Consider the following 26103-nt stretch of genomic DNA (forward strand, 5'->3'; position numbering starts at 1 on the left):
AAGCACTTAAGTATTCAAGCCAAAATAAAATACAAACCAGACCACATAGGTCACAAGAAGAAGGAAAAACGAATACAGAGTCACGAAGCCAATCTTCCATAGAAATTTGACCTTCCGATGCTCTAGCAGAGTATACAAAACATTGCCACCGTAAACACAAGCAACAAAAATAGCGAATGCCAAGATACGAATTGCAATAGCTAGTTGAAACATATCCTACCCTCCTTAAAAGGAAAAACCTCTTTTCTAACTTTATTATAGCATTTGAATCTGAGGTCTTCAAATACTTATACAAGGCAAAATGAAACGTATTTCACGTTCCTTACTTTCAGGTTTCCCCTCTTTTACTAATTCCCCTTTTTATGTTATAATTGAAATAATTGTAACGAATCAAGGTCAATCTAGACACAAAATGAACTGAAATGAAACAGCTTCAAGCTAAGAATTTTGAATAAAGTGACCTGAAAAAAGAAAGGAAATACATGATATACAAAATTTTTTATCAAGAAACAAAAGAACGTAGCCCACGTCGTGAAACAACACGATCACTATACTTAGACATCGATGCTAGCTCAGAACTTGAGGGACGTATCATTGCTCGCCAACTTGTTGAAAAAAACCGTCCAGAATACAACGTAGAATATATCGAACTCTTGTCTGATAAACTACTTGACTACGAAAAAGAAACTGGCGCATTCGAAATTACGGAGTTCTAATATGGCCTACACTCTTAAACCAGAAGAAGTCGGCGTTTTTGCCATCGGTGGTCTAGGAGAAATCGGGAAAAACACCTACGGTATTGAGTACCAAGATGAGATTATTATTGTCGATGCTGGGATTAAATTCCCAGAGGACGATCTACTTGGTATCGACTATGTTATCCCTGACTACTCTTATATTGTTGAAAATATTGACCGCGTTAAAGCTCTTTTAATTACCCACGGACACGAAGACCATATCGGAGGGATTCCTTTCTTGCTCAAGCAAGCTAATATCCCAATCTATGCAGGACCTCTTGCACTCGCTTTAATCCGCGGAAAACTTGAAGAGCATGGCCTTCTACGCAATGCTACACTTCACGAAATTAACCACAACACAGAGTTGACCTTTAAAAATCTTAAGGCAACCTTCTTCAGAACAACCCACTCTATCCCAGAGCCTCTGGGAATTGTTATCCACACACCTCAGGGTAAAATTGTTTGTACAGGTGACTTCAAGTTTGACTTCACACCAGTTGGTGAACCTGCAGACTTGCACCGCATGGCAGCTCTAGGTGAAGAGGGTGTTCTTTGTCTCTTATCTGACTCAACTAATGCTGAAGTACCAACCTTTACAAACTCAGAAAAAGTTGTTGGTCAATCCATCATGAAGATTATTCAAGATATCGAAGGACGCATTATTTTTGCATCCTTTGCCTCAAATATCTTCCGTCTCCAGCAGGCTACTGATGCTGCTGTCAAGACTGGCCGTAAGATTGCTGTCTTTGGACGTTCAATGGAAAAAGCTATTGTCAACGGGATTGAACTTGGCTATATCAAGGCACCAAAGGGAACCTTTATCGAACCTAATCAGGTTAAGGATTACCCAGCTGGAGAAGTATTGATTCTATGTACAGGTAGCCAAGGGGAGCCTATGGCAGCTCTCTCTCGTATCGCTAACGGAACTCACCGTCAAGTGCAGTTACAACCTGGTGATACGGTTATCTTCTCTTCTAGCCCAATCCCTGGAAACACCACTAGCGTAAACAAACTGATTAACACTATCTCAGAAGCTGGTGTTGAAGTCATTCACGGTAAAATCAACAATATCCATACCTCTGGACACGGTGGTCAGCAAGAACAAAAACTCATGCTTCGCTTGATTCAACCTAAGTACTTCATGCCAGTTCACGGTGAGTATCGTATGCAAAAAATCCATGCTGGTTTAGCTGTTGATACTGGAGTTGAAAAAGACAATATCTTTATCATGAGCAACGGAGACGTGCTTGCCCTTACTGCAGACTCTGCTCGTATCGCAGGTCATTTCAATGCCCAAGATATCTATGTCGATGGAAATCGTATCGGTGAAATTGGGGCCGCAGTCCTAAAAGACCGTCGTGACCTATCCGAAGATGGTGTCGTGCTTGCTGTCGCAACAGTAGACTTCAAGACACAGATGATTATTTCTGGTCCAGATATTCTCAGTCGTGGTTTCGTTTATATGCGTGAATCGGGTGACCTTATTCGTCAAAGCCAACGCATTCTTTTTAACGCCATTCGTATCGCTTTGAAAAACAAGGATGCCAGCATCCAATCTGTCAACGGTGCTATCGTTAACGCTATTCGCCCATTCCTTTATGAAAATACTGAACGTGAACCAATTATCATTCCGATGATTCTCACACCAGATGAAGAATAAAATAAAGCTCTCTGAAGTTTAAAAACTTCAGAGAGCTTTTCTTATTTAACAATAATCTCGTAACGAGTTTTGCTAGTAAAAGTTTGACCTGCTTTGAGAATCACTTGATCTTTAAGATCGCTGTGAATGGCATCTGGTAGAGCCTGTGCTTCAAGAGCAATCCCATTGTGCTGAATCATTGGTTGACCAGCGATGATGACACTCTCATCCACAAAATTTGCTGTATAAACTACAAAGCATGGAGCTTCAGTCTTAAAGAGCATGAAACGTCCTGACTTTTGGTCATAGAGGAAACCAGCATTGTCATGTCCTGCAGGCAGAGCAAATGGATGGTCCAAACCAGATACGAGTTGGATTTGCTCATCTTCTTCTGCAAAGATATCTTTCAACAAGGCACCATTGTAGATATGTTTGACCACATCACGATTAGCATCTGGAGCTTTAGCTGGGACACCGTCAGGAGCGATTGGATAAATACCTTCTGTATTCAGTTGGAAAACATGGCGATCAACAGTTTGAGTGAAATCGCCAGACAAGTTAAAGTAGCTATGATTGGTTGGATTAACAAGCGTATCCTGGTCTGTCGTCACCTTGTAGCTAACTTCGTAAGCACCAGTTTCTTCCAAGTGGTAGCTAATCCAAATTTTAAGGTTTCCAGGGAAACCTCCTGTACCGTCTGTTCTTTCTGTATAAAGTGTCAAACCATGGTCGCTCACTTCAACCAATTCAAACAAGCTAGAATCCCAACCTGTTGAACCGCTGTGGTTACAGTTGCTAGCATTGTTGACTTCAAGGTTATAGATTTTACCATTTAGCTCAAAGGTCGCACCTGCAATACGGCCAGCCACAGGACCAATGCTAGCTCCATGTTTAGGACTATTGCCTACATAACTCTCAAAATCTTCAAAACCCAGGATAACATTGGAAAAGTTTCCAGCTTTATCAGGAGTTACATAGCGTAAAATAGTAGCTCCATAGGTCATGATTTCTAGTTGATAACCAGCATCCGTCTCAAAAAGATAGGCTAAGATGTCCTTGTCATCCACTTTCCCAAATACACGTTCTGTGTATGCTTTCATCCTTATCTCCTTATTATTTGAATTCGTGAATAATAACACCTTGAACGACGCGGTTTACGGTACCTGTAGGTGATGGTGTATCAGGTCTGTTTCCAACCTTAAGCGAAGTCAAGAGAGCAAATAATTGACCATAAACAATATAAGGGAATACACGGTAAACGTCATTCAAGACACCGCCACAGCCAAGTACTACTTCCTTCACATTCTCAAGACCAAAGGCTTGATCACTCAAGAGAACAACGCGACGAGCAATTTGATCCCCTGCAACTTCACGAACCAAGTCTAAGTCATACTTACGAGTATAGTCCGTTGTAGTACCAAAGACTAAAACTACTGTATCTTCATTAATCAATGATTTTGGACCGTGACGGAAGCCAACTGGGCTTTCATACATAGTCGCAACTTGACCAGCAGTCAATTCCAAAATTTTCAGTTGTGCTTCATGAGCAAGACCGAAGAATGGACCTGCACCTAGGTAAATGACACGGTTAAATTCTAAATCTACCAGTTCTTTAACATCAGCAGCATTATCCAAGACCTTACGTGATAAGTTAGACAAAACTTCAAAACGTTTAGATTTTACAGAAAATTCTTCTGGATCAAAGACTAAAAGTGCTGTCAACATCATAGAAGTAAAGCTTGATGTCATTGCAAATCCAGCGTCATTTGAAGCTGCAGGTTGCAAGAGCAATAGATTACGATCATCTCCATGTGCTTGAAGAGCCAATTCCCCTTCCGCGGCACAAGTAATGGTCACTTGATAAAGCTCATCAACTAAGGCCTTGGCCAAGTCAACTGTTGCTACACTTTCCGGTGAGTTTCCACTACGAGCAAAGGACACTAAAACCGTAGGTACTTCCTTTTTCAAATAAGTCTGTGGATTGGTCACGATATCAGTCGTCGCAATAGCATTGAAGTTCCACTTGCGCTCGTCATAAACTTCTTTGAAATAGGGAACAAGTGTGTCTCCGACATAGGCAGAAGTCCCTGCACCAGTCAAAATAACCTTGATATAGTCATGTTTAGCTGCAATATCTTGCAAGAATGCAGCAATTTCTTCACGTTTTTCTTGGTAAGCTTCAAATGCTTCTTTCCAAACATCTGGTTGTTGGTAAATCTCGCGTGTGGTGATCTCTGCTCCCAACTCAAGCAATTCTTCTTTTGTATAATCTAGCATAGAAAACCTCTAATCTGTTCTTTTTTATAAAATATGGGAATGGGAGTAGATCCCATTCCCATTTATATGCTATGAAAGCTGTTTTAGCATTTATAAGGTGTTATATCTTATTCGTCTTCATCATCATCGAAGCTTGCTAACAAGTCATTTACTTTCACAATGCTTTCTGATGCACGATTTTTGTAATCAGCATCGATGCCTGTTAGGCTTGCATTGATAAATTCAATAACCATTGGAAGATTCATCCCTGCATACAGTTCAATGTCACGACCTTCCATAATCAGACGGCTCACCACGTTACATGGTGTTCCACCAAGAAGATCTGCAAAGACTAGGAAATCATCTAACCCTTCGACAGTAGCTTCAAATTTTGCAGTAAATTCTTCTGGCCCATCTTCTGGAAGAAGAGCTACCGCATGAATGTTGTCTTGTGGTCCCATAATCATCTCTGTGCTACCTTTAAGTTCTTCACAGAAACGACCGTGACTCACTAAAATTAATGATTTAGTCATAATCAATTACATTCCAAGTGCAAATTTACCAAAAGCAGAAAGAGCTAAAGCAAGAGCAATGATGATACCGATAGCTTTTGTAGAGTTCATACCTTTCTTACCTAGCAACCAGAAGATGAATGCAGTAAAGATTGCTGGAAGCAAGCGTGGGAAGATTGAGTTCAAGATGTCTTGGAAGTCAATCAATTTTTCACCGATTGGCAATTTGTAAGAAATTTCAAAGTTGATCATTGTTGCTACAAGAGCACCCATCATGAATACACCAAGTACAGATGCAGCTTCAATCAAAGCTGTCAAAGTACTTTGCATGTTGTTGATAAGGTTAACCCCTTCTTTGTATGCAAATTCCAACTGTTTCCAACGGAAGATGTCATACGCTACTGCAACTGCGATCCAAAGGAAGATACCCCAAGGTTGGCCGGCAATAGCCATTGTTGCTGCGATAGATCCCATGATAGCAGGTACAAGTGAACCAAAGATTGTATCTCCAAGAGGAGCGAATGGTCCCATCAAACCTGTCTTGATACCGTTAACCGCATCTTTTGAGACAACGCCATCTTTTTCTTCCATGGCAAGGTCAAAACCAGCGATGATTGTGTGGAAGAATGGTGAAGTGTTGAAGAATTGAGTATGAACTTTCATCATTTCTTTCAACTCAGGAGTTCCATCTCCATACATTTTACGCAATTGTGGCAAGATCATATAAAGGTAACCTGATGCTTGCATACGTTCGTAGTTCCATCCCAATTGGAAAGTGAACAAGCTACGTTTGTTAATTTGATTAAAATCTTCTTTTGTTAATTTGTAATTAGAATTCGTCATCTTCAATTTCCCCACTTTCTGACTGAGTAGAAGGTGCTGCTACAGCAACTTTCTGGCTGTTCTTGAAGTGAACAACTGCAAGGAAGATACCTACGATAGAGATACCGATCATAGACACTCCTTTGAAGTTGTTTGCAAAGCCAATTTTTTCAGCAACTTCAGCAGGAAGAGTGCCAATGATACCAGCAACTGCTCCAGCAAGACCTGTTACGTATGAGTAAAGTACAGTCAACATAGCTGTCAAACCGAATCCCATAGCAAGGTAGTGAAGGTTACGTTTAACTGGAAGGTAACGAAGCAATATAGCGAATCCAAGACCTGGAAGCATACGACCTGCAAGAGTCAAACCGTCAGCAATCCATTGGTATTCTTTAACAAGGTTTACAACACCTTGTACGAATTCTCCACCGAAAGCAAGGGCGAAGAATACTGGAAGGGCACGAGAAAGAGCCCAAGGAACTGCACCAAGAAGGTAGTTGCGTTCGATTGCTGCATAGTCAAAGCGTTCGATTGCCGCATCCACACGGTGAGCGAAGAATGTTGTAGTCATACGACCAAGTACGTCGAAGTAAGTCAAAAGTGCCGCTACTGGTACAGCGATTGTAGTGATCGCAAGATCTGTTTCGATACCTTGTGAAACTGAGAAAGCTGTCGCAAGAACCGCACCAGAAGTTGCATCGATACGAGAAGCACCACCGAAGGTACCTACCCCAAGTACGAATAACTGCAAGCTACCACCGATAAACAAACCAGTAGTCAAATCTCCCATGACTAAACCAGTGATGAATCCGGCAAATACAGGGGAACCTGCAGATGAAACGATCGTCAACTCATCACAGATTTGATAAGCTGAGTAGAGCGTGAGTAGTAAAATTTGCCACCATTGTATCATAACAATGACCTCCTAAAAATTTTTTCCTATTTTAATAAGCTCAAAAAGTCTGAAACTGGATCATTTGGAACCATTTGAGCAGTAAGTTTTACACCTTTTTCCGCTAATTTACGGAAATCTTCTACATCTTTATCTACTACGTTGATAGAACGTGTGATAGGACGTGTTTCTGGTGTTTGAGACATATTACCGACATTGACTGTTTCAAGCGGCACACCCGCTTCTACCAAACCGAGGAAACGGTCTGGTTTTCTAGCAACGATTAAAACACGTTGGCTATCGTATTTGCCAGCAAGAATGTTTGCTGCAGCTTTATCAATCGGCAAAATACTAAGTTTTACACCTGGCGGTGTCGCAAGTTTCAATCCACTCTTTTCAACATCGTTATTCACAACATCGTTGTCTACAACCATGATACGTGAAACATTCAGTTTTGCAGACCATAGATTGGCTACTTGCCCGTGGATCAAACGTCCATCAATACGGCATCCTACAATTGTCATAAATTTTCCCCCTTTATTTGTTTGAATTTTGGTTTACAAGTTAATTGTATGTGCTCCTTATGTTCCCCTTCTGTTTCAAAGATAATGATGCGGTTGGCACCCTCCTTGAGATAACTGTGTGGAATATAAAGAGATAAGGTTGGGCCGACATTCCAGAAACGTCCTAGATGGTGGCCGTTGACATAGGCAATCCCTTTACCAAACTCAGATAAGTCTAAGTAGGTATCCTTCGGAACCTCGACTTCAAAGTCATAGGCGTAAAAGGCAGGTTGTCCTTCCGTCCATCCTTTTGTAAAATCAATCTTCTCAGGATTATCAAGCGGAAGTGGATATTGTTTCCAATTCAACATGAAGTGTAAATCCTTGCAGACACCTGTACGAATTCCTTTTCGTTGAGTATCTGCTAAGAATTTATGTCCATAATTGACACGCCCCATATTTTCAATCAGTATATCAATACAAGATAGCGTTTTCTTTTTACCTTGCACGAAGATATCTTCACCAATCTCTGTCTGGTATTGGGTTGTAACCCATTTGCCATCAATAAATAACTGTGCTCTATCACGACCATCGATAATGCGAAGACGTTCTTCATCTGCATCCCAACTGGCTTCTGTACGATAGAGTAAGTAGCCATAACTTTGTCCCAACTCCTCCATTTTTTGAGGATAGAGACTTTCAGTAGGGCTTGATAGACTATCTAATGTTTCAAACAAAGAAACTTTTTCAGATAAGGGAATAGACCCCTTTTCCAGACTATCTTTATAGAGCGGTTCTAACTGAGGATACTCAGGATAATATGTAGCCATCATTTTCTTAACTGCAAAGTACTTGGCTGTTGGATTCCCTGCCTCATCTAACAGAGCGTCATAATCATAAGATGTCACCTGAGGCAAGTCAATGGTCCCTCGAGCAGAACAACCATTCATAAAGCCAAAGTTTGTCCCACCATGGAACATGTAAAGATTAATCGAACCGTGCTTTAATACCTCGTGGACTGCTTCAGCCAATTCCTCGGGATCTCGTTTGATGACTGGTTCTTTCCATCGATTAAACCATCCATCCCAGAATTCCATACACATGAGTGGCCATTTTTTCCCATACTCATCAAAGAACTCTTGCATCTGTGAGAAGTTAAAATCAGCCTTAGAACCAAAGTTCCCAGTCACTAAGAGATCATCTTCAATTAGGGTCCCAGCCTTTAAAGTGGCTCTCCATGGACCATCCGATGTAAAGAGCGGACAGGTAACTCCTCGTTCTTCCATCAAGCGTCGGACTTCTCTCAAATAGGTTTTATCCTCGCCATATGAACCATATTCATTTTCAACCTGCATCATGAGAACATTCCCACCATTTTCGAGTTGTCTCGAAACCAAGTGCGGAAGCAGGTGATCATAATAACGACCCACCATCTCGATATAAGCTGGACAAGATGAACGAATACGCATATCCTTATTCAGGAGCCATGCTGGCAAACCACCAAATTCCCATTCGGAGCAGATAAATGGAGAAGGGCGGACAATAGCATATAAGCCTAAGTCCTGTGCAATTTGAAGAAATCTTCCTATATCAAGATCCCCTTCAAAATCGAATGTTCCTTCGGTTGGTTCATGCATATTCCATGGAACGTATGTTTCAACGGTATTGAAACCTAAAGCTTTGAGATTATAAAGCGAATGATACCAATCTTCTTTAGGGACTCTAAAATAATGAATTGCACCAGACAAAATCTTAAATGGTTTCCCATTTAGATAGAAATGATCTTCAATTTCAAATCTAGTCATTCTACCTCCCTATTTTTATAAAGTTTGCGCTTTCACTTATTGTTATATCAACTATATAACAATAAGGAGGTATTGTCAATACTTTTTGAAAGTTTATTTGAAATTTTTTCTTTTTTTTACTGTATTTTTCTAATAATAATCCCATAAAAATTTAAAAAACTATTTTTAAATAGTAACCTATATATATTTGTATTCGTGATTTATTTATATCTATTTTGACTTTTTGGTCTGTTTTTTTGATTTTTTTAGGAGTATTTCCTATTATTTTCAAAAATTTTATGTTAGAATCAAGATAGGAGAAGGAAATAACGAGGTAAAATTATGGCAATTCCAAAGTATCAATATATTAAAGACGAATTAAAAAATAAAATCATTTCAGGCCAATTCGCTAGTGGTGATAAGTTTTATACTGAGGCTGAATTGATTGCTATGTATGATGTCAGCTCGATTACAGTCGTACGCGCCTTGAATGATTTGGCTAAGGATGGCTACATCGTCCGCCAACAAGGTAAAGGGACTTTCGTAGCTCGTGCACGTAAACATAAGCTAGTTGAATTTTCTGATGTCGAAATCTTTGAAACAAAAGATGATAAGGTAACTGTTCTTTCTATCGAACGCGGCAATAAATTGAAGTATCTTTCAAAATTGGGCTTACGTGGAGATCAGTTCTACTACAAGATTGAACGTATCCGTGAATCAAATGGTATCATCTACATCTACCACAACTCGTACATCCCTGAACAGTATATCAATGCTAACTATCCAAACCTTGACTACTATAACTCTATCTATAAACGTTTCAAGCTGGACTACCATATCCACATGAACGATGAGCATTTTGAAGAGATTAACGAGATTGTATTCCCTACTCCTGAAAATGTTGCTTCTAAATTAGGAATTGATCCTCAGTTCCCAACTGTGTATCAAACCAAGACCACTCAACTTGAATCAACAGGTCAGGTACTCGAATACATCGAAACTTATAAACGTTCTGATTTCTACAAAATCAAATTCCTATCATGTAATCGTGATCATTAATCAATTTAAAAAACCTAGAACTGTGTTCTAGGTTTTTTATGTACATATTCAATAAAAATGTAAAATTATTAGTAACCTTACTCGAAGAGCTACTAAATTTTTAGTAAATCTTCACTAAATAAGTGAACACTTTAAAAGCGAGATACAATCTCGCTTTTTTGATTTATGATTAGTCACCCAAACCGATGCGTTCGAAAATTTCATCCACTCGTTTGGTGTAGTAAGTTGGGTTGAAGATTTCGTCTATTTCTTCTTGAGTCAAACGTGATGTTACTTCTGGATCTGCTTCCAAAAGTGGTTTGAAGTCTACTTGGTTATCCCATGATTGGGCAGTCTTTGGTTGAACAAGGTCGTAAGCTTGCTCACGCGTCATGCCTTTTTCAATCAAGGTCAACATAGCACGTTGGCTAAAGATAAGACCGAAGGTTGAGTTCATGTTGCGAATCATATTTTCTGGGAAGACTGTCAAGTTCTTGACGATATTTCCAAAACGGTTGAGCATGTAGTCGATCAGAATAGTCGTATCTGGTGTGATGATGCGCTCAGCTGATGAGTGCGAGATATCACGTTCGTGCCAGAGAGCGACGTTTTCATAAGCTGTTACCATGTGGCCACGAATAACACGCGCCAGACCTGTCATGTTTTCAGAACCGATAGGGTTGCGTTTGTGAGGCATTGCTGAAGACCCTTTTTGACCTTTGGCAAAGAACTCTTCCACTTCACGTTGTTCTGATTTTTGAAGACCACGAATTTCAGTCGCCATACGCTCGATAGAAGTTGCGATGCTGGCAAGAACCGCAAAGTACTCAGCGTGAAGGTCACGAGGAAGCACCTGTGTAGAGATTTCTTGAGCACGGATACCCAATTTATCACAGACGTATTGCTCAACGAATGGTGGGATGTTGGCAAAGTTACCAACCGCACCAGAAATCTTACCAGCTTCCACACCAGCAGCCGCATGCTCGAAACGCTCGATATTGCGCTTCATTTCGCTGTACCAAGTTGCGAGCTTAAGACCGAAAGTTGTCGGCTCCGCATGCACACCGTGGGTACGACCCATCATGATGGTGAACTTGTGTTCCTTCGCTTTGTCAGCGATGACGTTAAGGAAGTTTTCAAGATCCTTGCGGATGATATCGTTGGCTTGTTTGTAGAGGTAACCATAGGCAGTATCTACCACGTCAGTAGAAGTCAAACCATAGTGAACCCACTTGCGCTCTTCACCAAGAGTCTCAGAAACCGCACGTGTGAAAGCAACCACATCATGGCGAGTCTCTTGCTCGATTTCCAAAATACGGTCGATGTCAAAGTTCGCTTTTTCGCGAATCAAAGCCACATCTTCCTTAGGGATTTCCCCCAACTCAGCCCATGCTTCATCAGCCAAGATTTCCACCTCAAGCCAAGCACGGTATTTATTTTCTTCACTCCAAATATTCGCCATCTCAGGGCGACTATATCTTTCAATCATGTTTTCTTTTCCTTTCTTTTGATGTTTCACATCAGTTAGCAACCTGCAATCACTTTATTCAAATTCTTCTTTCCCAATCCACACAGATGGATAATGATCCAGTGTAGTCAAATCCGTATCAAGCGGGACATCATAAATAGCTAAATAGTTATCAGGATATTGTGCAACTAGCTCTTCATACTTCGCTTTCACTTTTTCGTGATTGCTACTAGCATACAAAACTTCGACGACTGCTCCAGTCTTCTCTTTTTCGACAAATGCATTAACGATGAGTTGTATCATAAAACCTCCTAAATCGAAATGCCCTTCATATTTGCTTCCAGAATAGGCATCTTGACACCTAACTCCTTACCGGTCTGATAGACACTTTGACAACAGTAGAAAATATCCTGTTTATCATTGTGTAAGGTCATGATTTTTCGTGTCAGCTCATTTTTCGCAAACATGATTTTCATGGCTTTTCCTGCAATCCAAGCGGGAATTTTGTAAGGTAAGAGTTCAGCTTTATAAAGCTTCAAATTTACACCACGTGCTTCTACGACTTTCAAAGCCTCTCGAATGGCCTTGATGGCCAATGATAATTCCGAAGAACTATTCATCAAGTTCAGAGCCAGCTGTTCTGGATTTTCCAAATTCCCCGAACGCGCAGCTGTCGAAGTGACACCTGCATTAATCGCCATGTGAATCCAAATCCACTCGACCATATCATGAGGCACTTCCCACTTCAAATCTGCAGAAGTCAGTAAAGTCGTCAGATCACCATAGTTAGAAATGTGTGCTTTTTGCTCACCTTCTAGCATTAAATGATCAAATAGGACACCATCCAAATGGTCCTCTTGCATGTGACCGCCCGCTGTCGGAAAGGCCAGAATATAGTCGTAATCCCCTGCCCACTCTTGGACCTCTTTTCGAGTATCCCAGAAATTGCAGAAGAAAACGAGAGTGCCTTTGATATTATTCTTTTGCAAGGTCTCCACAGCTTCTTTGACAAATCCATGGCGCACACTGAGAAAAATAAAATCATATTCCGAATCGACTTCTGCCACACGAACCTCATAGGTGTCGTGCTTATTTTCACCCTTGGAATGATAGCGACCATCTAGCAGATCAACTGACAACTCCTTCGAAGCAGTGCTTTTCCTACTATCTCTCAGTACGTGTTCCACCTGATGGCCTGCTTTTTGGAAGGCGTAGGCATACGTCGTCCCGATCACTCCAAGTCCTAAAATCGCTATTTTCACTTAAAAATCAATTCCTTTCCCAAACTCCTCAACATCGTCCGGCACATCACTAAACAAAGTCACATGTCCCATTTTGCGGTTATGCTTTGCTTCTATATTTACCATATAAGCGGAGGTGAGCTCTTGTTCCTTTATTTCTATTTTATCAAAAGAAAAATGCCTTCATCCTGAACTCAGTTCCTCAGAAACTTTCTCTTTTTTCAGCATTTTCTTTGAATTTCTTACATTTACTTCTAATCTTAAATTTTGTGTTTCAAAATTGATAGACCTATTCTTCATCCTTCTCTTCACCATCATGTTCATTAAGGGTGTTTGGTAAATCTAAATGCGCAATAGTATCAGATATCCCTTGAATAGACTCTAATATCCCAGAATCTATTTTAGGTACTTGAATATTATGGAACACTTCCATCATAGATTTGATAGCATTATTAAAATCAAGATTATTAGCATAAAACCTATCCATTGCTGGTCTTATTACTTCTGATACTGTTTTAGATAAGGATGATAAACTAGTCAGAAACTCTTGATTAAAAATATCATTTGTAAGTTTCCTAGTTTCTTCAAAATCCCATTTCTTGAGCATGCTATATTGAACATCTTTTAATTCTTCGATTACATCTGATAATAAAGAATCTATTTTTTTGTAACGGTTATAGTTTATCATGTGAAAATGCATAACGTCATTTCTGTATTCTCTTATTCTATCGTAGTTATTTTTGAGTATATCAACTTTCTCACTATTAGTGAATGGTGTAAAATGTTTTTCCCATATAGTGATTGGAAGCGAACTGTTTATCATTTCTTTCAGAATATATTCATTTTTATTTTGAAAATCTTTAAAATGAGTTGTTAAACTAATAATTGGATTTATATTTGACTCAAATATTAAGGCATGCAGTTCAGCCATTTGTAATTTTTCGATAGATTGCAATGCGCGAATTTTTGATAGATCCAGTTTACCTTTAGTTTCTTTCTTAATAACTTTTATAACATTTTCATTTTCTAATGGAGATAAAGCTAAAACAAAAATTTTTCGTAATAATGATTCATATACTTGAAATGTAGGATAAAGCCTATTCGTAAAATACATAGATAAACTATTAGATAGAATTGAATAATTCAAATCATTTCTTTCTAAAAATTCTCTAAACTTTGAAAGAAATTTATCAAATTTTTTTGCTGAACTTAATTTAGACTTGCTGTATTCATAGCTCAGCAAAATTGTAACTAGTCCTCCTCGAAATTGTCGAACATCTATTGCAAAGTCGGCACCTTCCAAAGTACACTGATATTTATCTGAATCCCCCATTACATTCTCATCACCAAGTTCAGTTTGGCTATCAGAAGTAATACAAATTATTTCTGAATCAAGAAATAATTCATCAAGCTTATCAATACTAATAGTTTTAGTTAATAACTCTACCTCAAATTTCATATTTATTTTCTAAAATCAATCCCTTTCCCAAACTCTTCAACCTCGTCTGGTTCACTACTAAACAAAGTCACATGCCCCATCTTGCGGTTGTGCTTCGCTTCTATTTTACCATACATGTGGAGGTGGGCGCTTGGATTTTCTGTGACATATTTTTCAGCGGCCGGGGCATGCTGGCCGAGGACATTGAGCATGACGGCCGGGGCATGCAGGTGAATAGCTGGCAATGGTGCTCCCAGAACACCGAGAATATGGGTATCAAACTGCGAGAAGTCACAGGCTTCAATCGAGTAGTGGCCAGAATTGTGTGGGCGTGGCGCAATTTCATTGACAATGATGTCATCAGCAGTCGCAAACATTTCCACACAAAGGGTTCCAGACAGGTTCAACTGTTCAGCGATTCGCACTGCCATAGCTTTGGCTTTTTCAGCTAGACTTTCTGAAATACGAGCAGGCACGACGGTCTTAGACAGGATGTTGTTACGATGGATATTTTCCTGAACTGGGAAAACTGTCACATCCTTGCCGTTTCCTGACGCAATGACAGAAATTTCAAGGTCAAAGCTGACGAATTCTTCCAAAACACAGTCTGCTGAGTCGGCTAGTGCACGGGCTTCCTCCAAGTCTGCTTCTGAGCGAATGACCTTTTGCCCATGCCCATCGTAGCCACCAGTCGCCGTCTTGAGGACATAGTTTTTAGAAAGGTCGATATCTGCCAAATCCTGGCTTGAAGTCACAACCTTGTAGGGTGCCACAGTGACTTGTGCCTTGTTTGAGAGAAAGTCCTTTTCAAAAATACGATTTTGAGAAATACGGAGCAAGTCAGTTCCTTGAGGGAGTTGTCCCTCCTTGATGACAGCATCCAAACCGTCGGCATCGACATTCTCAAACTCATAAGTGAGAACATCACAGCGATCTGCCAACTGACGAAGTGCGTCCACATCATTATAAGGCGCCACGATGATTTCCGCTACGCGAGAGGCCGGGCAATCCGCCGCAGGATCTAGCGCGATGACTTTGTGTCCCATGTAGATAGCAGAAATGGCCATCATCTGCCCCAGCTGACCACCACCGATAATTCCGATTGTTTTAGATGAGCTCATTTGTCGACTCCTCTGCGATTTTTCCTTGTTCTTCTGCAAAATCTGCTAAAGCTGTCGCGATAGCCTGATCCTCTACTGACAGAAGACGGAGGGCAAAGAGAGCAGCGTTTGTCGCCCCTGCTTCACCGATAGCCATAGTTGCGACTGGTACTCCGCCTGGCATCTGTACGATCGAGTAGAGCGAGTCCACGCCACTAAGAGCACGTGATTTGACTGGTACACCAATGACAGGAATAGTTGTTTTGGCAGCTACCATACCTGGCAAGTGAGCAGCGCCACCCGCACCTGCAATAATGACCTTGATACCGCGACTCCGTGCTTCCTCGGCATGTTTGAACATGAGGTCAGGTGTCCGGTGTGCGGAAACAACTTTCTTTTCGTAGGCTACACCGAAGCGGTCTAGAACTTCTGCTGTTTTCTGCATGGTTGCCCAGTCGGATTTTGAGCCCATGATGATGGAAATAATTGGTTTAGTCATAATTTTTCCTTTTTCTTCTTTTTTGATAATGGTCTTAGGTGGTGGGGACGGAAGCAAACCTTCGGTTTCATTCCTAAAATTTGAGCCTAAGGTCTCAAACTTTCCCTAGACCAGAACAGATACTGTTCTGGTCTTTTCACCACAGCGACCATTGTCGTGTATGGCGACTGCGTCGCCTTTTCTTATATCTTTATCTAATTGCCTTGCTTCCGATATCCGTACGATAGAAAAGGCCTTCTGTGTTTTGTTTGTCGAGTTGGCTATAGATGGTGTTTTGCCCGTCTTTGACGGTATCAGCCGTGGTGACCAGCATGTAAACACGGCCTCCGTTTGAAAGAAGGTCTTGCCCATTTTCAGCAAATTTAGCTCCGGCATAGTAAGTGATGATGTCGCCTTCTGTCTTGGTAGGAAGCTTGATACCTTTCTCATAAGCGAGTGGGTAGCCGTTTGATGCTACAACTACGCCCAGTGTCACACCCTTGTCCGTCCAAGTAATAGCTGGCTCCTTGCCATCGAGGATATCCGTAATATTTTGTGCAAAGTCAGAAGTCAAACGAGGCAAGATGATTTGCGTTTCAGGATCTCCAAAGCGAGCGTTGAACTCGATAACTTTGGGTCCATCAGCTGTCAAGATAAGACCTGCGTAAAGGACACCCAGATAAGGACGTCCTTCTTGGATCATGCCCTCAAGGACTGGCTTGACAATAGTCTCCACTGCCGTGTCAACCACTCTCTGTGGTAAGTGTGGAACTGGCGCATAGGCACCCATCCCACCAGTGTTAGGCCCCTTGTCGCCATCATAGGCACGTTTGTGGTCCTGAGCTGTTGGCATGATGTAGAACTTGTCCCCATTGACAAAGGCAAAGAGAGAAAATTCCTCACCTACAAGAAACTCCTCAATAACCACACGCGCACCTGAGTCACCAAATTTATTGTCCAATAGCATCTCGTGAGCGGCTTCGACCGCTTGCTCAACCGTTTCAGCAACGACGACACCTTTCCCAAGCGCCAAACCGTCTGCCTTGACTACGATTGGAGCACCTTTTTCTTCGATATAGGCCTTGGCTTCCTCGAAATCTGAGAAGGTCCCATAGGTTGCTGTCGGAACGTCATATTTGACCATGATTTCCTTAGCAAAATCCTTGGACCACTCCAGCTCCGCTGCCAATCTTATCGGACCAAAGGCTTTGAGACCAGCTGCATTGAAATCATCCACGATTCCAGCAGCAAGAGCGTCATCTGGACCTATGAAGGACCAAGCAATATCGTTGGCTTTTGCAAACACAATCAATTTAGAATGTTCGGAAATAGGGATATTTACCAATTCCAGACCATCCAGAGTCATCCCGTCATTCCCAGGAGCTACAAAGACTTTTTCAACTTCTTTTGACTCAAGCAACTTCTTAGCAATGGCATGTTCACGACCACCCGAGCCGACAACTAACAGCTTCATCTTTCAACCTCTTTTGCGAATTATTTACTAATATTATACCACAAACGTTCGTTTTAATCTTGTTTCGTTTCGCTTTTAAAGTAAAAAAAGGAAAGAAACTGTTTTCTTCCCTTTTATTTTCTTAATGTCTAAAATGTCTCACGCCTGTGAAGACCATAGTCAAGCCGTATTTATCCGCAGCTTCGATTGACTCTTGGTCACGGACTGAGCCTCCTGGCTGGATAATAGCCTTGATACCTGCTTTTGCGATTTCTTCCACATTATCCGCAAATGGGAAGAAGGCATCCGAAGCAAGGACAGCACCTTCAAGGCGATCTTTAGCTTGGTCAATGGCAATACGGACGGATGCCACGCGGTTGGTTTGACCAGGGCCAACGCCAAGTGTCATGTGGTCGTTGGTGATGATGATACCATTTGATTTGACATACTTGATGGCTTTCCATGCAAACTCAAGAGCAGTTGCTTCTGTCTCCGTTGGTTGGCGTTTGGTCACCACTTGCCAGTCAGCTGGACTTTCTTTGACCACGTCTTGGTTTTGAACGAGAAGTCCTCCGACAACACCTGTGTATTCTGCTTCCACTTCGCTAGCATCTTGAGCGTCAAATGGCAAGGCAAGAATCCGTAGGTTTTTCTTTTTATTGGTCAAAATGGCTAGCGCCTCATCCGTGTAGCTTGGCGCGATGATGATCTCGAGGAAAACACCATGCATCTTCTCAGCTGTCGCAGCATCTACCTCGCGGTTGAGAACAACGATCCCACCGAAGATAGAAACTGGGTCAGACTCATAAGCGTAGTCCCAAGCAGTCTCGATGTCATCAGCTTGACCGATCCCACATGGGTTCATGTGTTTGAGAGCCACAACGGTTGGACGTTCTTTGAAATCACGGATGATACGGATAGCGGCGTCTGCATCACGGATGTTGTTGAAGGACAATTCTTTCCCGTTAAGCTGTTTAGCTGAAGCAATCGAGTAGTCAGTCGGCAAAGCTTTTTGGTAGAAATCGGCATCTTGTTGAGGGTTTTCACCGTAACGCATTGCTTGTTTGAGGTCATAGGTCAAAGTGAGTTTTTCAGGTTTGCTTTCACCCACTTGAGCTGTGAAGTATTCTGCAATCAAGGCATCATAAGCCGCTGTATGACGGAAAACCTTAGCTGCCAAACGTTGGCGAGTTTCGTAACTTGTTTCGCCCTTGGCTGCCAATTCGTCCAAAACTACAGCATAGTCAGCAGGGTCTACCACAACTGTGACGCTAGCATGGTTTTTAGCCGCTGAACGAAGCATTGATGGACCACCGATATCGATGTTTTCAACCGCATCCGCGTAAGTCACGTCTGGTTTAAGAATGGTTTCCTTGAATGGGTAAAGGTTGACCACAACAAGGTCAATGAGCTCAATCTTGTTGTCCTTAGCCGCTTGAAGGTGGCTATCAAGGTCACGACGAGCGAGGAGACCACCATGAATATTTGGATGAAGTGTCTTAACACGACCGTCCATCATTTCTGGGAAGCCAGTCACATCATCGATGGCAATAGTCTCTACCCCAGCATTATCAAGGGCAACCTTGGTACCACCCGTTGAGATGATATCCCAACTGAGTTTTTTGAGTTCTTGGGCAAATTCAACGATGCCCGCTTTATCTGAGACACTAATTAGTGCGCGTTTAGTCATTTTCTCTCTTTTCCTTTTTTAAAAAGTTCTTTCTTTGCTACAGTCGAAAATTGTCTTTCAACTTTAGTATTTCCTTATTTTCGTGCAACTCCCAAACTATCCAAAACTTCTGGATAAAGCTGGTATTCTGTTTCATGGATGCGGAATTCAAAACTCTCAAGAGTGTCATCAGCCAATCTTGGCACACGAACCTGTTTAATGACTTGGCCTGTATCAACACCTAAGTCCACCCAGTGAATCGTCACGCCAGACTGGTCCACACCTGCATTCCAAGCATCCTCAATACCATGAGCGCCTGGAAATTCAGGGAGAAAAGCTGGGTGAATATTGATGATACGGCCTTCATAAGCTGCTAGTAAAGTTGGGCCAACGATTTTCATATAGCCTGCGAGACAAACCAAGTCAATCTGGTGCTCATCTAAGAGTTCGACGATGGCTCCTTCGTAGTCTGCTTTGCTCTCAAACTCCTTGAGTTCGAAGGCATAGGATAAAACTCCAAGATTTTCTGCACGCTCAAGTACATAGGCATTCCGGTGATCTGAAAAGACAAATTCAACTGGAAATTGCTCTGCAATCACCTGAAAGTTTGAGCCGTTGCCAGAGGCAAAAACAGCAATCTTTTTAGCCATTATTTAATCACCACACTTGCGCCATCTTTCTTCACAATACGACCGATTTCATAAACAGGTTCGTCAAGAAGTTCTTTGACACGTTCAACATTTTCTGGTTTCACCGCAAGCATGAGACCAATCCCCATGTTGAAGATTTCAAACATTTCTTCGTGTTTGATTTGACCATATTTTTCAAGGGCTTTGAAAATTGGAAGGACTGGAACTTTGCTTTCGCCAATTTCAGCAGCCAAATCATCTGAGAACATACGTGGCACATTTTCGATGAAACCACCACCTGTGATGTGGGCAATCCCATTCACCAATTCCTCTTTAATGAGCGGCAAGACAGCCTTGACATAGATGCGAGTAGGTTCCAAAAGAACGTCCTTGAGTTTCTTGCCTTCCAATTCTGGCAAGACTTCTTCCCCTGTGTAATCAGCAAAGACACGACGAACAAGTGAATAGCCATTTGAGTGGATACCACTGGAAGCAAGTCCGAGAAGGACGTCTCCCTCTGCTACTTTTGAACCGTCGATGATTTGAGATTTTTCTGCAACACCAACAGCAAAGCCAGCCAAGTCATAGTCGTCTTCGCCATACATACCAGGCATTTCAGCAGTTTCCCCACCGATGAGGGCTGCACCTGCTTGTACACAACCTTCAGCCACACCAGCAACCACTTGTTCTAGCTTAGCTGGTTCATTTTTCCCAGTCGCCACATAGTCTAAGAAGTAGAGGGGCTCCGCGCCTGCAGCAATGATATCGTTGACACACATAGCCACACAGTCTTGTCCGATAGTATCGTGTTTGTCGTACTTGATAGCTAACATGAGCTTGGTTCCAACACCGTCAGTTCCTGAGATCAAAACTGGCTCTTTAACACCTGTTTTTGAAAGGTCAAACATGCCACCAAAACCACCAAGAGCTCCCATGACACCTGCACGCTCCGTACGTGCTACGTGTTTTTTGATCCGTTCAACAACTTCATAACCCGCTTCAACGTCCACACCAGATTGGGCGTATGCATTTTTATTTGTCATTTGTTTTTTCCTTTCCTTCAATGGGGAATTTTATTTGTAAAAACTCGTTTTTTCTTCTAAACTTCTACGATATTCTTCTTCATAGTCATAGAGAGGAGTTGGATATTTCCCATCAAAGTAAGCCACACAGAGACCACCATTTGGCGCATCTGTTTCAATCCCAATAGAGTCAATCAAGCCATCAATAGAAAGATAGGTCAGACTATCCGCACCTATGATTTGGCAAGTTTCCTCAACGGTATGATTAGCCGCAATCAACTCCTGACGTGTCTGGATATCAATCCCGTAAAAACATGGATAGGCAAGAGCAGGACTCCCGATGGCAACGTGTACTTCTGATGCCCCCGCTTCTTTCAAGAGTTGGACAATACGACGAGATGTTGTTCCTCGCACAATCGAGTCATCAATCATGACCACACGTTTGCCTTTCACGACACCAGAAACGGCAGACAATTTCATTCGAACCCCTTGCTCACGCAATTCTTGAGTCGGTTGGATAAAGGTACGTTGGGTGTATTGATTCTTTATCAGACCCATTTCATTTGGCAGACCTGATTCTTCGGCAAAGCCCATCGCTGCGCTGAGTGAGGAGTTTGGCACCCCGACTACGATATCGGCTTCATGCTTGAACTCACGTGCCAGTTGAGCTCCCATTCTCTTACGAGCTGTGTGTACATTAACTCCATGGATATTAGAGTCAGGACGTGCAAAATAGATGTACTCCATGGAACAGATAGCTAATTGAGTTTCATCTGTATAACTATCATACTGGATACCATTATCATCAATAATGACAATCTCACCAGGTTTCACATCACGAATCCACTCTGCTCCAATAACTTCAAAAGCACAGGTTTCAGAAGAAACAACCACTGCTCCATTAGCTAATTTCCCGATAGAAAGTGGACGGAAACCGTTTGGATCTAAAGCTGCAATCAGCTTGTCTTCAAACATCAAGAGATAGGCAAAACCACCTTTAACAAGACTGAGTGCTTCCTTGATTTTCCCCAGCAGGATAGGATTGTGACTTCGGCGAATCAAATGAGCCAGAATCTCTGAATCAGAGGTCGAGCTAAAAATTGCTCCTCTTTGTTCTAGTTCTGTCTTAAGAGATGCAGCATTGGTCAAATTCCCATTGTGGGCAAGACCAAACTGCATATCATGAAAGCGAAAGAAGAAGGGTTGAATATTGTCAACAGACGCTTCCCCAGCAGTCGCATAGCGCACATGTCCAATAGCTCCTGCTCCTGTCAGTTTATCCAATTTCGCTGGATTTCTAAAAACTTCTGATAGAAGCCCCATATCACGATGACGCTTCAATTTCCCTTGGTCATTGGAGAGGATTCCTGCCCCCTCCTGACCACGGTGCTGAAGACTATGGAGGCCAAAATAAGTTAATTTAGCAGCCTCGGGATGACCCCAGATACCAAAAACACCACATTCTTCATTAAGAGATTTTACTTCGTATGTCATTTTATATACCTAATTTTTATTTGTGTATCATTCCTTAACGATACTAGAGCGGAATGATACGGTAGAAGCTCGTTTCACTTGCAAAATAAATCCTTTGCAATCATCACGAACTAGAACTACATGACTTTTACCTTACTGATATTATCTATTTGAAAATCTGCAAATCTTATTTCCCAGCAAAGTATTTTACAGCTGATGCAAAGAGATATTGATCTTTATTCCCTGGAATATTTTGGAAGAGTCCGTCTTCGAAACGTTCTGAGTGACCCATCTTACCAATGATTTGACCGTTCTTGCTTGTGATACCTTCAATCGCATTGATAGAACCATTTGGATTGTATTTAGAATCCATGCTTGGTTTGCCTTCAAAGTCAACATATTGGCTAAAGATTTGACCATTATCACGGAGTTCCGCAAATTCTTCAGCCGTCACGACAAATTTGCCTTCACCGTGTGATACTGGAATGGCATGGATATCCCCAACTTTCACGCCAGCAAGCCATGGTGAGTTCGTGTTGGCAATACGTGTTTCTACCATCTTAGCCACGTGTTGGTTGGCATCATTGTAGAAGAGGGTTGGACTCGTACTGCTTGCATCTTCAAAGTTACCATATGGAAGAAGACCTGATTTGACAAGGGCTTGGAATCCGTTACAGATACCGATGATTAAACCACCACATTCGATGAAGCTATCGATAGCTGCACGTACTTTTTCGTTAAGCAAGATATTAACGATAAATTTAGCTGATCCATCTGGTTCATCCGCTGCTGAGAAGCCACCAGCAAAGAAGATAATGTTTGCTTTTTCGATATTGTCAACCATAGTGTCAACAGACTTGACAATAGCCTCTTCGTTAAGTGTGACAAATGGTACTAAGTTGACTTTTGCACCTTCTTTTTCAAAGGCCTTAGCTGAATCGTACTCAGAGTTGGTACCTGGGAATACTGGGATGTAAACCACTGGTGTCTCAACTGTTTCTTTAGCTTTGATAACCGCATCTGACGCTACAGCAGGTACTTCTTCGATCTCAGTTGCTTGTGCAAATTCAGTTGGGTAAACCTCTTCCAATTTACCTTGGAAGGCACTGTCAAGTTTATGTCCATCAAGCGTTACACCATTGACAGCAAGTGTAAAGTCAGCTACTGTTTGTCCAATCTTGGCAACACCTGCAATCTCTTCCGGAGATGTGAAGACGAATCCTCCCAATTGAGCTGTCAAGGCAGTCTCAAGATTTTCAAGGGTTACAGTGGCACCGATATGGTTACCAAATGTTGCAAGGGCAAGAGATTCAAGGACACCACCATATTTGACAGCTGATGCAGATGTCACTTTATGGTTAGCTTGGATTGCTTCAAACTGAGCAAAGTTAGACTTGATGAGATCAAAATCAATCTCTTGGGCCAAAGCTTGACCTGGGATGTAGTAGATATTTTCACCAGCAGCCTTAAATTCTGGAGAAAGGACTTTACGGCTGTCTGCTGTTGTCACACCAAAGGCAACCAAGGTTGGTGGTACTGTCAATTCTTCAAAAGTACCAGACATAGAGTCCTTCCCACCGATAGATGGTAAACCAAGTTGAATCTGAGCTTCAATAGATCCAAGAAGAGCTGCTACTGGCTGACCAAAACGCTCTGCTTGTTTATCCATACGCTCGAAGTATTCTTGGTAAGAGAAACGAGCCTTAGACCAGTTTGCACCAGCAGCAACCAAACGAGCAGTTGCTTCGATGACCGCATAAGCAGCACCATGATATGGAGACCATTCTGCTACATAAGGGTTGAACCCTTGCGCCATAACAGAAGCAGTTGTTGTCACACCATGTTGGACTGGCAATTTCTGTACAGAAGCTTCAGTTGGTGTGATTTGGTAGCGACCACCAAGTGGGTGATTGACTGTTGAACGACCAACTGAGCTATCAAAGATGGTTTGCAAGCCTTTTTGACTGGCATGGTTAAGGTCAGCCAAGACTGCAAGCGTATCTGCTTCAAGGGTTTCGGCAGATGTTTGGCGTTCTTCTGGAAGCTTGACATCCTTGTCAACTACCTTAGCATCCACAACTACACGTACACCGTTTGTATCAAGGAAACGACGTTCCAAATCAACGATGGTTTCGCCATTCCAGTGCATAACAAGATTTGGTTTTTCAGTCACTGTCGCAACGACAACCGCGTCAATATTTTCTTTGTTACATGCTGCAATGAAGTCATCTACGTCTTCTGGACGAACTACCACAGCCATACGCTCTTGAGATTCAGAGATGGCAATTTCGGTACCGTTCAAGCCTTGATATTTCAATGGTACTTTGTCTAGATCAATTTCAAGTCCATCAGCCAATTCACCGATCGCTACGCAGACGCCACCAGCACCAAAGTCATTTGATTTCTTGATAAGACGTGTCACTTCCCCATTACGGAAAAGACGTTGGATCTTACGTTCTTCGATGGCATTCCCTTTTTGAACCTCAGCACCAGCTGTTTCAACAGATTCAACCGTTTGAACTTTAGATGAACCTGTCGCACCACCGACACCATCACGTCCAGTCTTACCACCGAGCAAGATAATCACATCACCTGCTTCAGGTTTTTCACGGACAACATTTTCCTTAGGAGCCGCACCGACCACGGCACCTAGCTCCATACGCTTAGCAACGAAACCTGGGTGGAAGTATTCACGAACATAGGTTGTTGCAAGACCAATTTGGTTGCCGTATGAAGAATAACCGTGAGCTGCTGTTTTAGAAATCACTTGTTGTGGCAATTTTCCAGCGCGAGTTTCTGAAATCGGAGTTGTAATATCGCCAGCACCTGAAATACGCATAGCTTGGTAAACGTATGAACGACCTGACAATGGGTCACGAATAGCCCCACCGATACAAGTAGCCGCTCCACCAAATGGTTCAATTTCCGTTGGGTGGTTGTGAGTTTCGTTTTTGAACATGAGAAGCCATGGTTCTTTGACACCATTGACATCCACATCAATTTCAACTGAGCAGGCATTGATTTCGTCAGAAACTTCCATGTCATCCAAACGACCATTGGCACGCTCATAACGACCAAAAATAGTCGCCATATCCATCAAGGTTTGAGGTTTTTCCGTACGTCCCAACTCATCACGCATAGCGATATACTTGTCATAAGTTGCTTGCAATTGTTTTTGGAATTTAGAAGCTGAGAAGTCGATGTTTTTTAATTCAGTCTCGAAAGTTGTATGACGGCAGTGGTCAGACCAGTAAGTATCCAAAACCTTAAGCTCCGTCTCAGTTGGCACACGTCCAATGGATTTGAAATAGTCTTGGATGAAGAGAAGGTCATCCACTTCCATGGCCAATCCTTGCTCAGCCTTATATTGAGCAAATTCTTCTGCCGTATAAGTTTCAAAGAAATCCAAGTTTGGAATGGTCTTATCAGACTCTGAGAAATCCTGCTTGGCAATCCCTGTCGTGATATCCTTGAAACGAGAATCCACTGGGTTCAAGAGATAGTTTTTAACAGCTTCCAATTCATTCGCATCAATATCCTTGTTAACCAAGTACAATTGAGCAGTATTGACTGTCACTTCACTAGAACTTCCTAGCAAAAGCAAAGCTTCTTGCGAAGATGCTGCACGTTGGTCAAATTGACCAGGCAAGCTTTCGATAGCAAAGAAAGCATAGTTAGCAAGATCTGCCTTGATCGTAGCTTCATCCAAAACAGTATCGGTCACTTGCTCAGAGAAGATATGTTTTTCCGCACGCGCAAACAAATCCTCTGCCAAATCAAAGACATCATAAACCTGTATGATACGAAGATCCTTCAAAGTTTTCAACTGAAGATTATGCTGTAATTCCTTTACTAAAGAGTGAGATTTCACACGAAAATCAGCTTTTTTCTCAACGAAAATACGTTTATCCATTTTATTTCCTTTATCTATTTCTACTTAAAGACTGTA

General features: G+C 41.9%; 23 protein-coding genes and 1 pseudogene. 3 read left to right on the forward strand and 21 right to left on the reverse strand.

Translation table 11 applies throughout. The features are described 5' to 3' along the window. Window positions 1-6: 6 nt before the first annotated feature. On the reverse strand, window positions 7-213 hold the full coding sequence (locus FN031_RS07405) for a hypothetical protein (RefSeq protein WP_142559011.1): 207 nt from the start codon (window positions 211-213) through the stop codon (window positions 7-9). Between the two features lie 269 nt (window positions 214-482). Between FN031_RS07405 and FN031_RS07410 the strand changes: the two genes are divergently transcribed. Both FN031_RS07410 and rnjA read left to right on the forward strand, forming a co-directional pair. Further along, window positions 483-716 carry a DNA-dependent RNA polymerase subunit epsilon gene (locus tag FN031_RS07410; protein ID WP_142559013.1) on the forward strand — a complete coding sequence of 78 codons (234 nt, stop codon included), beginning with the start codon at window positions 483-485 and terminating at the stop codon, window positions 714-716. 1 nt (window position 717) lies between these two features. Next, window positions 718-2397, forward strand: a complete 1680-nt coding sequence (gene rnjA / locus FN031_RS07415; protein ID WP_142559015.1) for a ribonuclease J1 — start codon at window positions 718-720, stop codon at window positions 2395-2397. Between the two features lie 41 nt (window positions 2398-2438). Here rnjA and FN031_RS07420 read toward each other — a convergent pair whose 3' ends face one another. The 7 genes from FN031_RS07420 to FN031_RS07450 all read right to left on the reverse strand — a co-directional run bounded on the left by FN031_RS07420 (window position 2439) and on the right by FN031_RS07450 (window position 9166). Next, window positions 2439-3476, reverse strand: a complete 1038-nt coding sequence (locus tag FN031_RS07420) for an aldose epimerase family protein (protein ID WP_142559017.1) — start codon at window positions 3474-3476, stop codon at window positions 2439-2441. 13 nt (window positions 3477-3489) lie between these two features. Continuing rightward, a complete protein-coding gene (locus FN031_RS07425) occupies window positions 3490-4653 on the reverse strand; it encodes an SIS domain-containing protein (protein ID WP_142559019.1) in 1164 nt (387 codons plus the stop codon). Between the two features lie 107 nt (window positions 4654-4760). Then, window positions 4761-5165: a PTS sugar transporter subunit IIA gene (locus tag FN031_RS07430; RefSeq protein WP_142559021.1), complete on the reverse strand. Its 405-nt coding sequence runs from the start codon at window positions 5163-5165 to the stop codon at window positions 4761-4763. A 6-nt stretch (window positions 5166-5171) separates the two neighbouring features. Continuing rightward, window positions 5172-5987 (reverse strand): PTS system mannose/fructose/sorbose family transporter subunit IID, encoded by an 816-nt coding sequence (locus FN031_RS07435; protein ID WP_142559023.1) that lies wholly within the window; start codon window positions 5985-5987, stop codon window positions 5172-5174. Beyond that, window positions 5974-6879, reverse strand: a complete 906-nt coding sequence (locus FN031_RS07440; RefSeq protein ID WP_142559025.1) for a PTS mannose/fructose/sorbose/N-acetylgalactosamine transporter subunit IIC — start codon at window positions 6877-6879, stop codon at window positions 5974-5976. Before FN031_RS07440 ends, FN031_RS07435 begins: the two co-directional genes overlap by 14 nt. 26 nt (window positions 6880-6905) lie before the next feature. Next, a complete protein-coding gene (locus FN031_RS07445; protein WP_075565352.1) occupies window positions 6906-7382 on the reverse strand; it encodes a PTS sugar transporter subunit IIB in 477 nt (158 codons plus the stop codon). Beyond that, window positions 7379-9166, reverse strand: a complete 1788-nt coding sequence (locus tag FN031_RS07450; RefSeq protein WP_142559027.1) for a glycoside hydrolase family 35 protein — start codon at window positions 9164-9166, stop codon at window positions 7379-7381. Before FN031_RS07450 ends, FN031_RS07445 begins: the two co-directional genes overlap by 4 nt. A gap of 321 nt (window positions 9167-9487) precedes the next feature. On the opposite strand from FN031_RS07450, the gene FN031_RS07455 reads away from it, so the two are divergent. Continuing rightward, on the forward strand, window positions 9488-10204 hold the full coding sequence (locus FN031_RS07455) for a GntR family transcriptional regulator (RefSeq protein WP_142559029.1): 717 nt from the start codon (window positions 9488-9490) through the stop codon (window positions 10202-10204). 169 nt (window positions 10205-10373) lie between these two features. Here FN031_RS07455 and purB read toward each other — a convergent pair whose 3' ends face one another. The 13 genes and pseudogenes from purB to FN031_RS07515 form a co-directional block, all read right to left on the reverse strand. Beyond that, window positions 10374-11672: an adenylosuccinate lyase gene (gene purB, locus FN031_RS07460; RefSeq protein WP_142559031.1), complete on the reverse strand. Its 1299-nt coding sequence runs from the start codon at window positions 11670-11672 to the stop codon at window positions 10374-10376. A 54-nt stretch (window positions 11673-11726) separates the two neighbouring features. Continuing rightward, the gene (locus tag FN031_RS07465) at window positions 11727-11954 is read right to left on the reverse strand and encodes a phosphoribosylaminoimidazole carboxylase (protein WP_142559034.1); all 228 of its coding nucleotides are present in this window, start codon (window positions 11952-11954) and stop codon (window positions 11727-11729) included. 8 nt (window positions 11955-11962) lie between these two features. Beyond that, window positions 11963-12913 (reverse strand): ketopantoate reductase family protein, encoded by a 951-nt coding sequence (locus FN031_RS07470; protein ID WP_142559036.1) that lies wholly within the window; start codon window positions 12911-12913, stop codon window positions 11963-11965. Beyond that, window positions 12914-13031 (reverse strand): annotated as a pseudogene (locus tag FN031_RS09215) (5-(carboxyamino)imidazole ribonucleotide synthase); the annotation flags it as partial. It lies immediately after the preceding gene. 150 nt (window positions 13032-13181) lie between these two features. Next, the gene (locus FN031_RS07475; protein WP_142559038.1) at window positions 13182-14351 is read right to left on the reverse strand and encodes a hypothetical protein; all 1170 of its coding nucleotides are present in this window, start codon (window positions 14349-14351) and stop codon (window positions 13182-13184) included. Window positions 14352-14353: 2 nt separating this feature from the next. Next, on the reverse strand, window positions 14354-15451 hold the full coding sequence (gene purK, locus FN031_RS07480) for a 5-(carboxyamino)imidazole ribonucleotide synthase (RefSeq protein ID WP_142559040.1): 1098 nt from the start codon (window positions 15449-15451) through the stop codon (window positions 14354-14356). Then, the gene (gene purE, locus FN031_RS07485; RefSeq protein ID WP_142559042.1) at window positions 15438-15929 is read right to left on the reverse strand and encodes a 5-(carboxyamino)imidazole ribonucleotide mutase; all 492 of its coding nucleotides are present in this window, start codon (window positions 15927-15929) and stop codon (window positions 15438-15440) included. The genes purK and purE overlap by 14 nt, the downstream gene beginning before the upstream one ends. A 190-nt stretch (window positions 15930-16119) precedes the next feature. Then, window positions 16120-17382, reverse strand: coding sequence for a phosphoribosylamine--glycine ligase (purD, locus tag FN031_RS07490; RefSeq protein ID WP_142559044.1), 1263 nt, complete (start codon window positions 17380-17382; stop codon window positions 16120-16122). A 121-nt stretch (window positions 17383-17503) separates the two neighbouring features. Then, entirely contained in the window at window positions 17504-19051 is a 1548-nt protein-coding gene (gene purH / locus FN031_RS07495) for a bifunctional phosphoribosylaminoimidazolecarboxamide formyltransferase/IMP cyclohydrolase (protein ID WP_142559046.1), read from the reverse strand. Window positions 19052-19125: 74 nt separating this feature from the next. Further along, window positions 19126-19680 (reverse strand): phosphoribosylglycinamide formyltransferase, encoded by a 555-nt coding sequence (gene purN / locus FN031_RS07500; RefSeq protein WP_142559048.1) that lies wholly within the window; start codon window positions 19678-19680, stop codon window positions 19126-19128. After that, window positions 19680-20702 (reverse strand): phosphoribosylformylglycinamidine cyclo-ligase, encoded by a 1023-nt coding sequence (purM, locus tag FN031_RS07505; RefSeq protein WP_142559050.1) that lies wholly within the window; start codon window positions 20700-20702, stop codon window positions 19680-19682. The genes purN and purM overlap by 1 nt, the downstream gene beginning before the upstream one ends. A 30-nt stretch (window positions 20703-20732) precedes the next feature. Beyond that, entirely contained in the window at window positions 20733-22175 is a 1443-nt protein-coding gene (gene purF, locus FN031_RS07510) for an amidophosphoribosyltransferase (protein ID WP_142559052.1), read from the reverse strand. A 166-nt stretch (window positions 22176-22341) separates the two neighbouring features. Then, a complete protein-coding gene (locus FN031_RS07515; protein ID WP_142559054.1) occupies window positions 22342-26067 on the reverse strand; it encodes a phosphoribosylformylglycinamidine synthase in 3726 nt (1241 codons plus the stop codon). Window positions 26068-26103 lie beyond the last annotated feature (36 nt).

This window comes from Streptococcus mitis, from assembly GCF_902159415.1.
GTDB classification, from domain to species: Bacteria; Bacillota; Bacilli; order Lactobacillales; family Streptococcaceae; genus Streptococcus; species Streptococcus mitis_BG.

Excerpts from the sequence above, each read along its gene's own strand:
- FN031_RS07405 (WP_142559011.1), bottom strand. The coding sequence starts at position 213 with ATGTTTCAACTAGCTATTGCAATTCGTATCTTGGCATTCGCTATTTTT.
- FN031_RS07410 (WP_142559013.1), top strand. The coding sequence starts at position 483 with ATGATATACAAAATTTTTTATCAAGAAACAAAAGAACGTAGCCCACGT.
- rnjA (WP_142559015.1), top strand. The coding sequence starts at position 718 with ATGGCCTACACTCTTAAACCAGAAGAAGTCGGCGTTTTTGCCATCGGT.
- FN031_RS07420 (WP_142559017.1), bottom strand. The coding sequence starts at position 3,476 with ATGAAAGCATACACAGAACGTGTATTTGGGAAAGTGGATGACAAGGAC.
- FN031_RS07425 (WP_142559019.1), bottom strand. The coding sequence starts at position 4,653 with ATGCTAGATTATACAAAAGAAGAATTGCTTGAGTTGGGAGCAGAGATC.
- FN031_RS07430 (WP_142559021.1), bottom strand. The coding sequence starts at position 5,165 with ATGACTAAATCATTAATTTTAGTGAGTCACGGTCGTTTCTGTGAAGAA.
- FN031_RS07435 (WP_142559023.1), bottom strand. The coding sequence starts at position 5,987 with ATGACGAATTCTAATTACAAATTAACAAAAGAAGATTTTAATCAAATT.
- FN031_RS07440 (WP_142559025.1), bottom strand. The coding sequence starts at position 6,879 with ATGATACAATGGTGGCAAATTTTACTACTCACGCTCTACTCAGCTTAT.
- FN031_RS07445 (WP_075565352.1), bottom strand. The coding sequence starts at position 7,382 with ATGACAATTGTAGGATGCCGTATTGATGGACGTTTGATCCACGGGCAA.
- FN031_RS07450 (WP_142559027.1), bottom strand. The coding sequence starts at position 9,166 with ATGACTAGATTTGAAATTGAAGATCATTTCTATCTAAATGGGAAACCA.
- FN031_RS07455 (WP_142559029.1), top strand. The coding sequence starts at position 9,488 with ATGGCAATTCCAAAGTATCAATATATTAAAGACGAATTAAAAAATAAA.
- purB (WP_142559031.1), bottom strand. The coding sequence starts at position 11,672 with ATGATTGAAAGATATAGTCGCCCTGAGATGGCGAATATTTGGAGTGAA.
- FN031_RS07465 (WP_142559034.1), bottom strand. The coding sequence starts at position 11,954 with ATGATACAACTCATCGTTAATGCATTTGTCGAAAAAGAGAAGACTGGA.
- FN031_RS07475 (WP_142559038.1), bottom strand. The coding sequence starts at position 14,351 with ATGAAATTTGAGGTAGAGTTATTAACTAAAACTATTAGTATTGATAAG.
- purK (WP_142559040.1), bottom strand. The coding sequence starts at position 15,451 with ATGAGCTCATCTAAAACAATCGGAATTATCGGTGGTGGTCAGCTGGGG.
- purE (WP_142559042.1), bottom strand. The coding sequence starts at position 15,929 with ATGACTAAACCAATTATTTCCATCATCATGGGCTCAAAATCCGACTGG.
- purD (WP_142559044.1), bottom strand. The coding sequence starts at position 17,382 with ATGAAGCTGTTAGTTGTCGGCTCGGGTGGTCGTGAACATGCCATTGCT.
- purH (WP_142559046.1), bottom strand. The coding sequence starts at position 19,051 with ATGACTAAACGCGCACTAATTAGTGTCTCAGATAAAGCGGGCATCGTT.
- purN (WP_142559048.1), bottom strand. The coding sequence starts at position 19,680 with ATGGCTAAAAAGATTGCTGTTTTTGCCTCTGGCAACGGCTCAAACTTT.
- purM (WP_142559050.1), bottom strand. The coding sequence starts at position 20,702 with ATGACAAATAAAAATGCATACGCCCAATCTGGTGTGGACGTTGAAGCG.
- purF (WP_142559052.1), bottom strand. The coding sequence starts at position 22,175 with ATGACATACGAAGTAAAATCTCTTAATGAAGAATGTGGTGTTTTTGGT.
- FN031_RS07515 (WP_142559054.1), bottom strand. The coding sequence starts at position 26,067 with ATGGATAAACGTATTTTCGTTGAGAAAAAAGCTGATTTTCGTGTGAAA.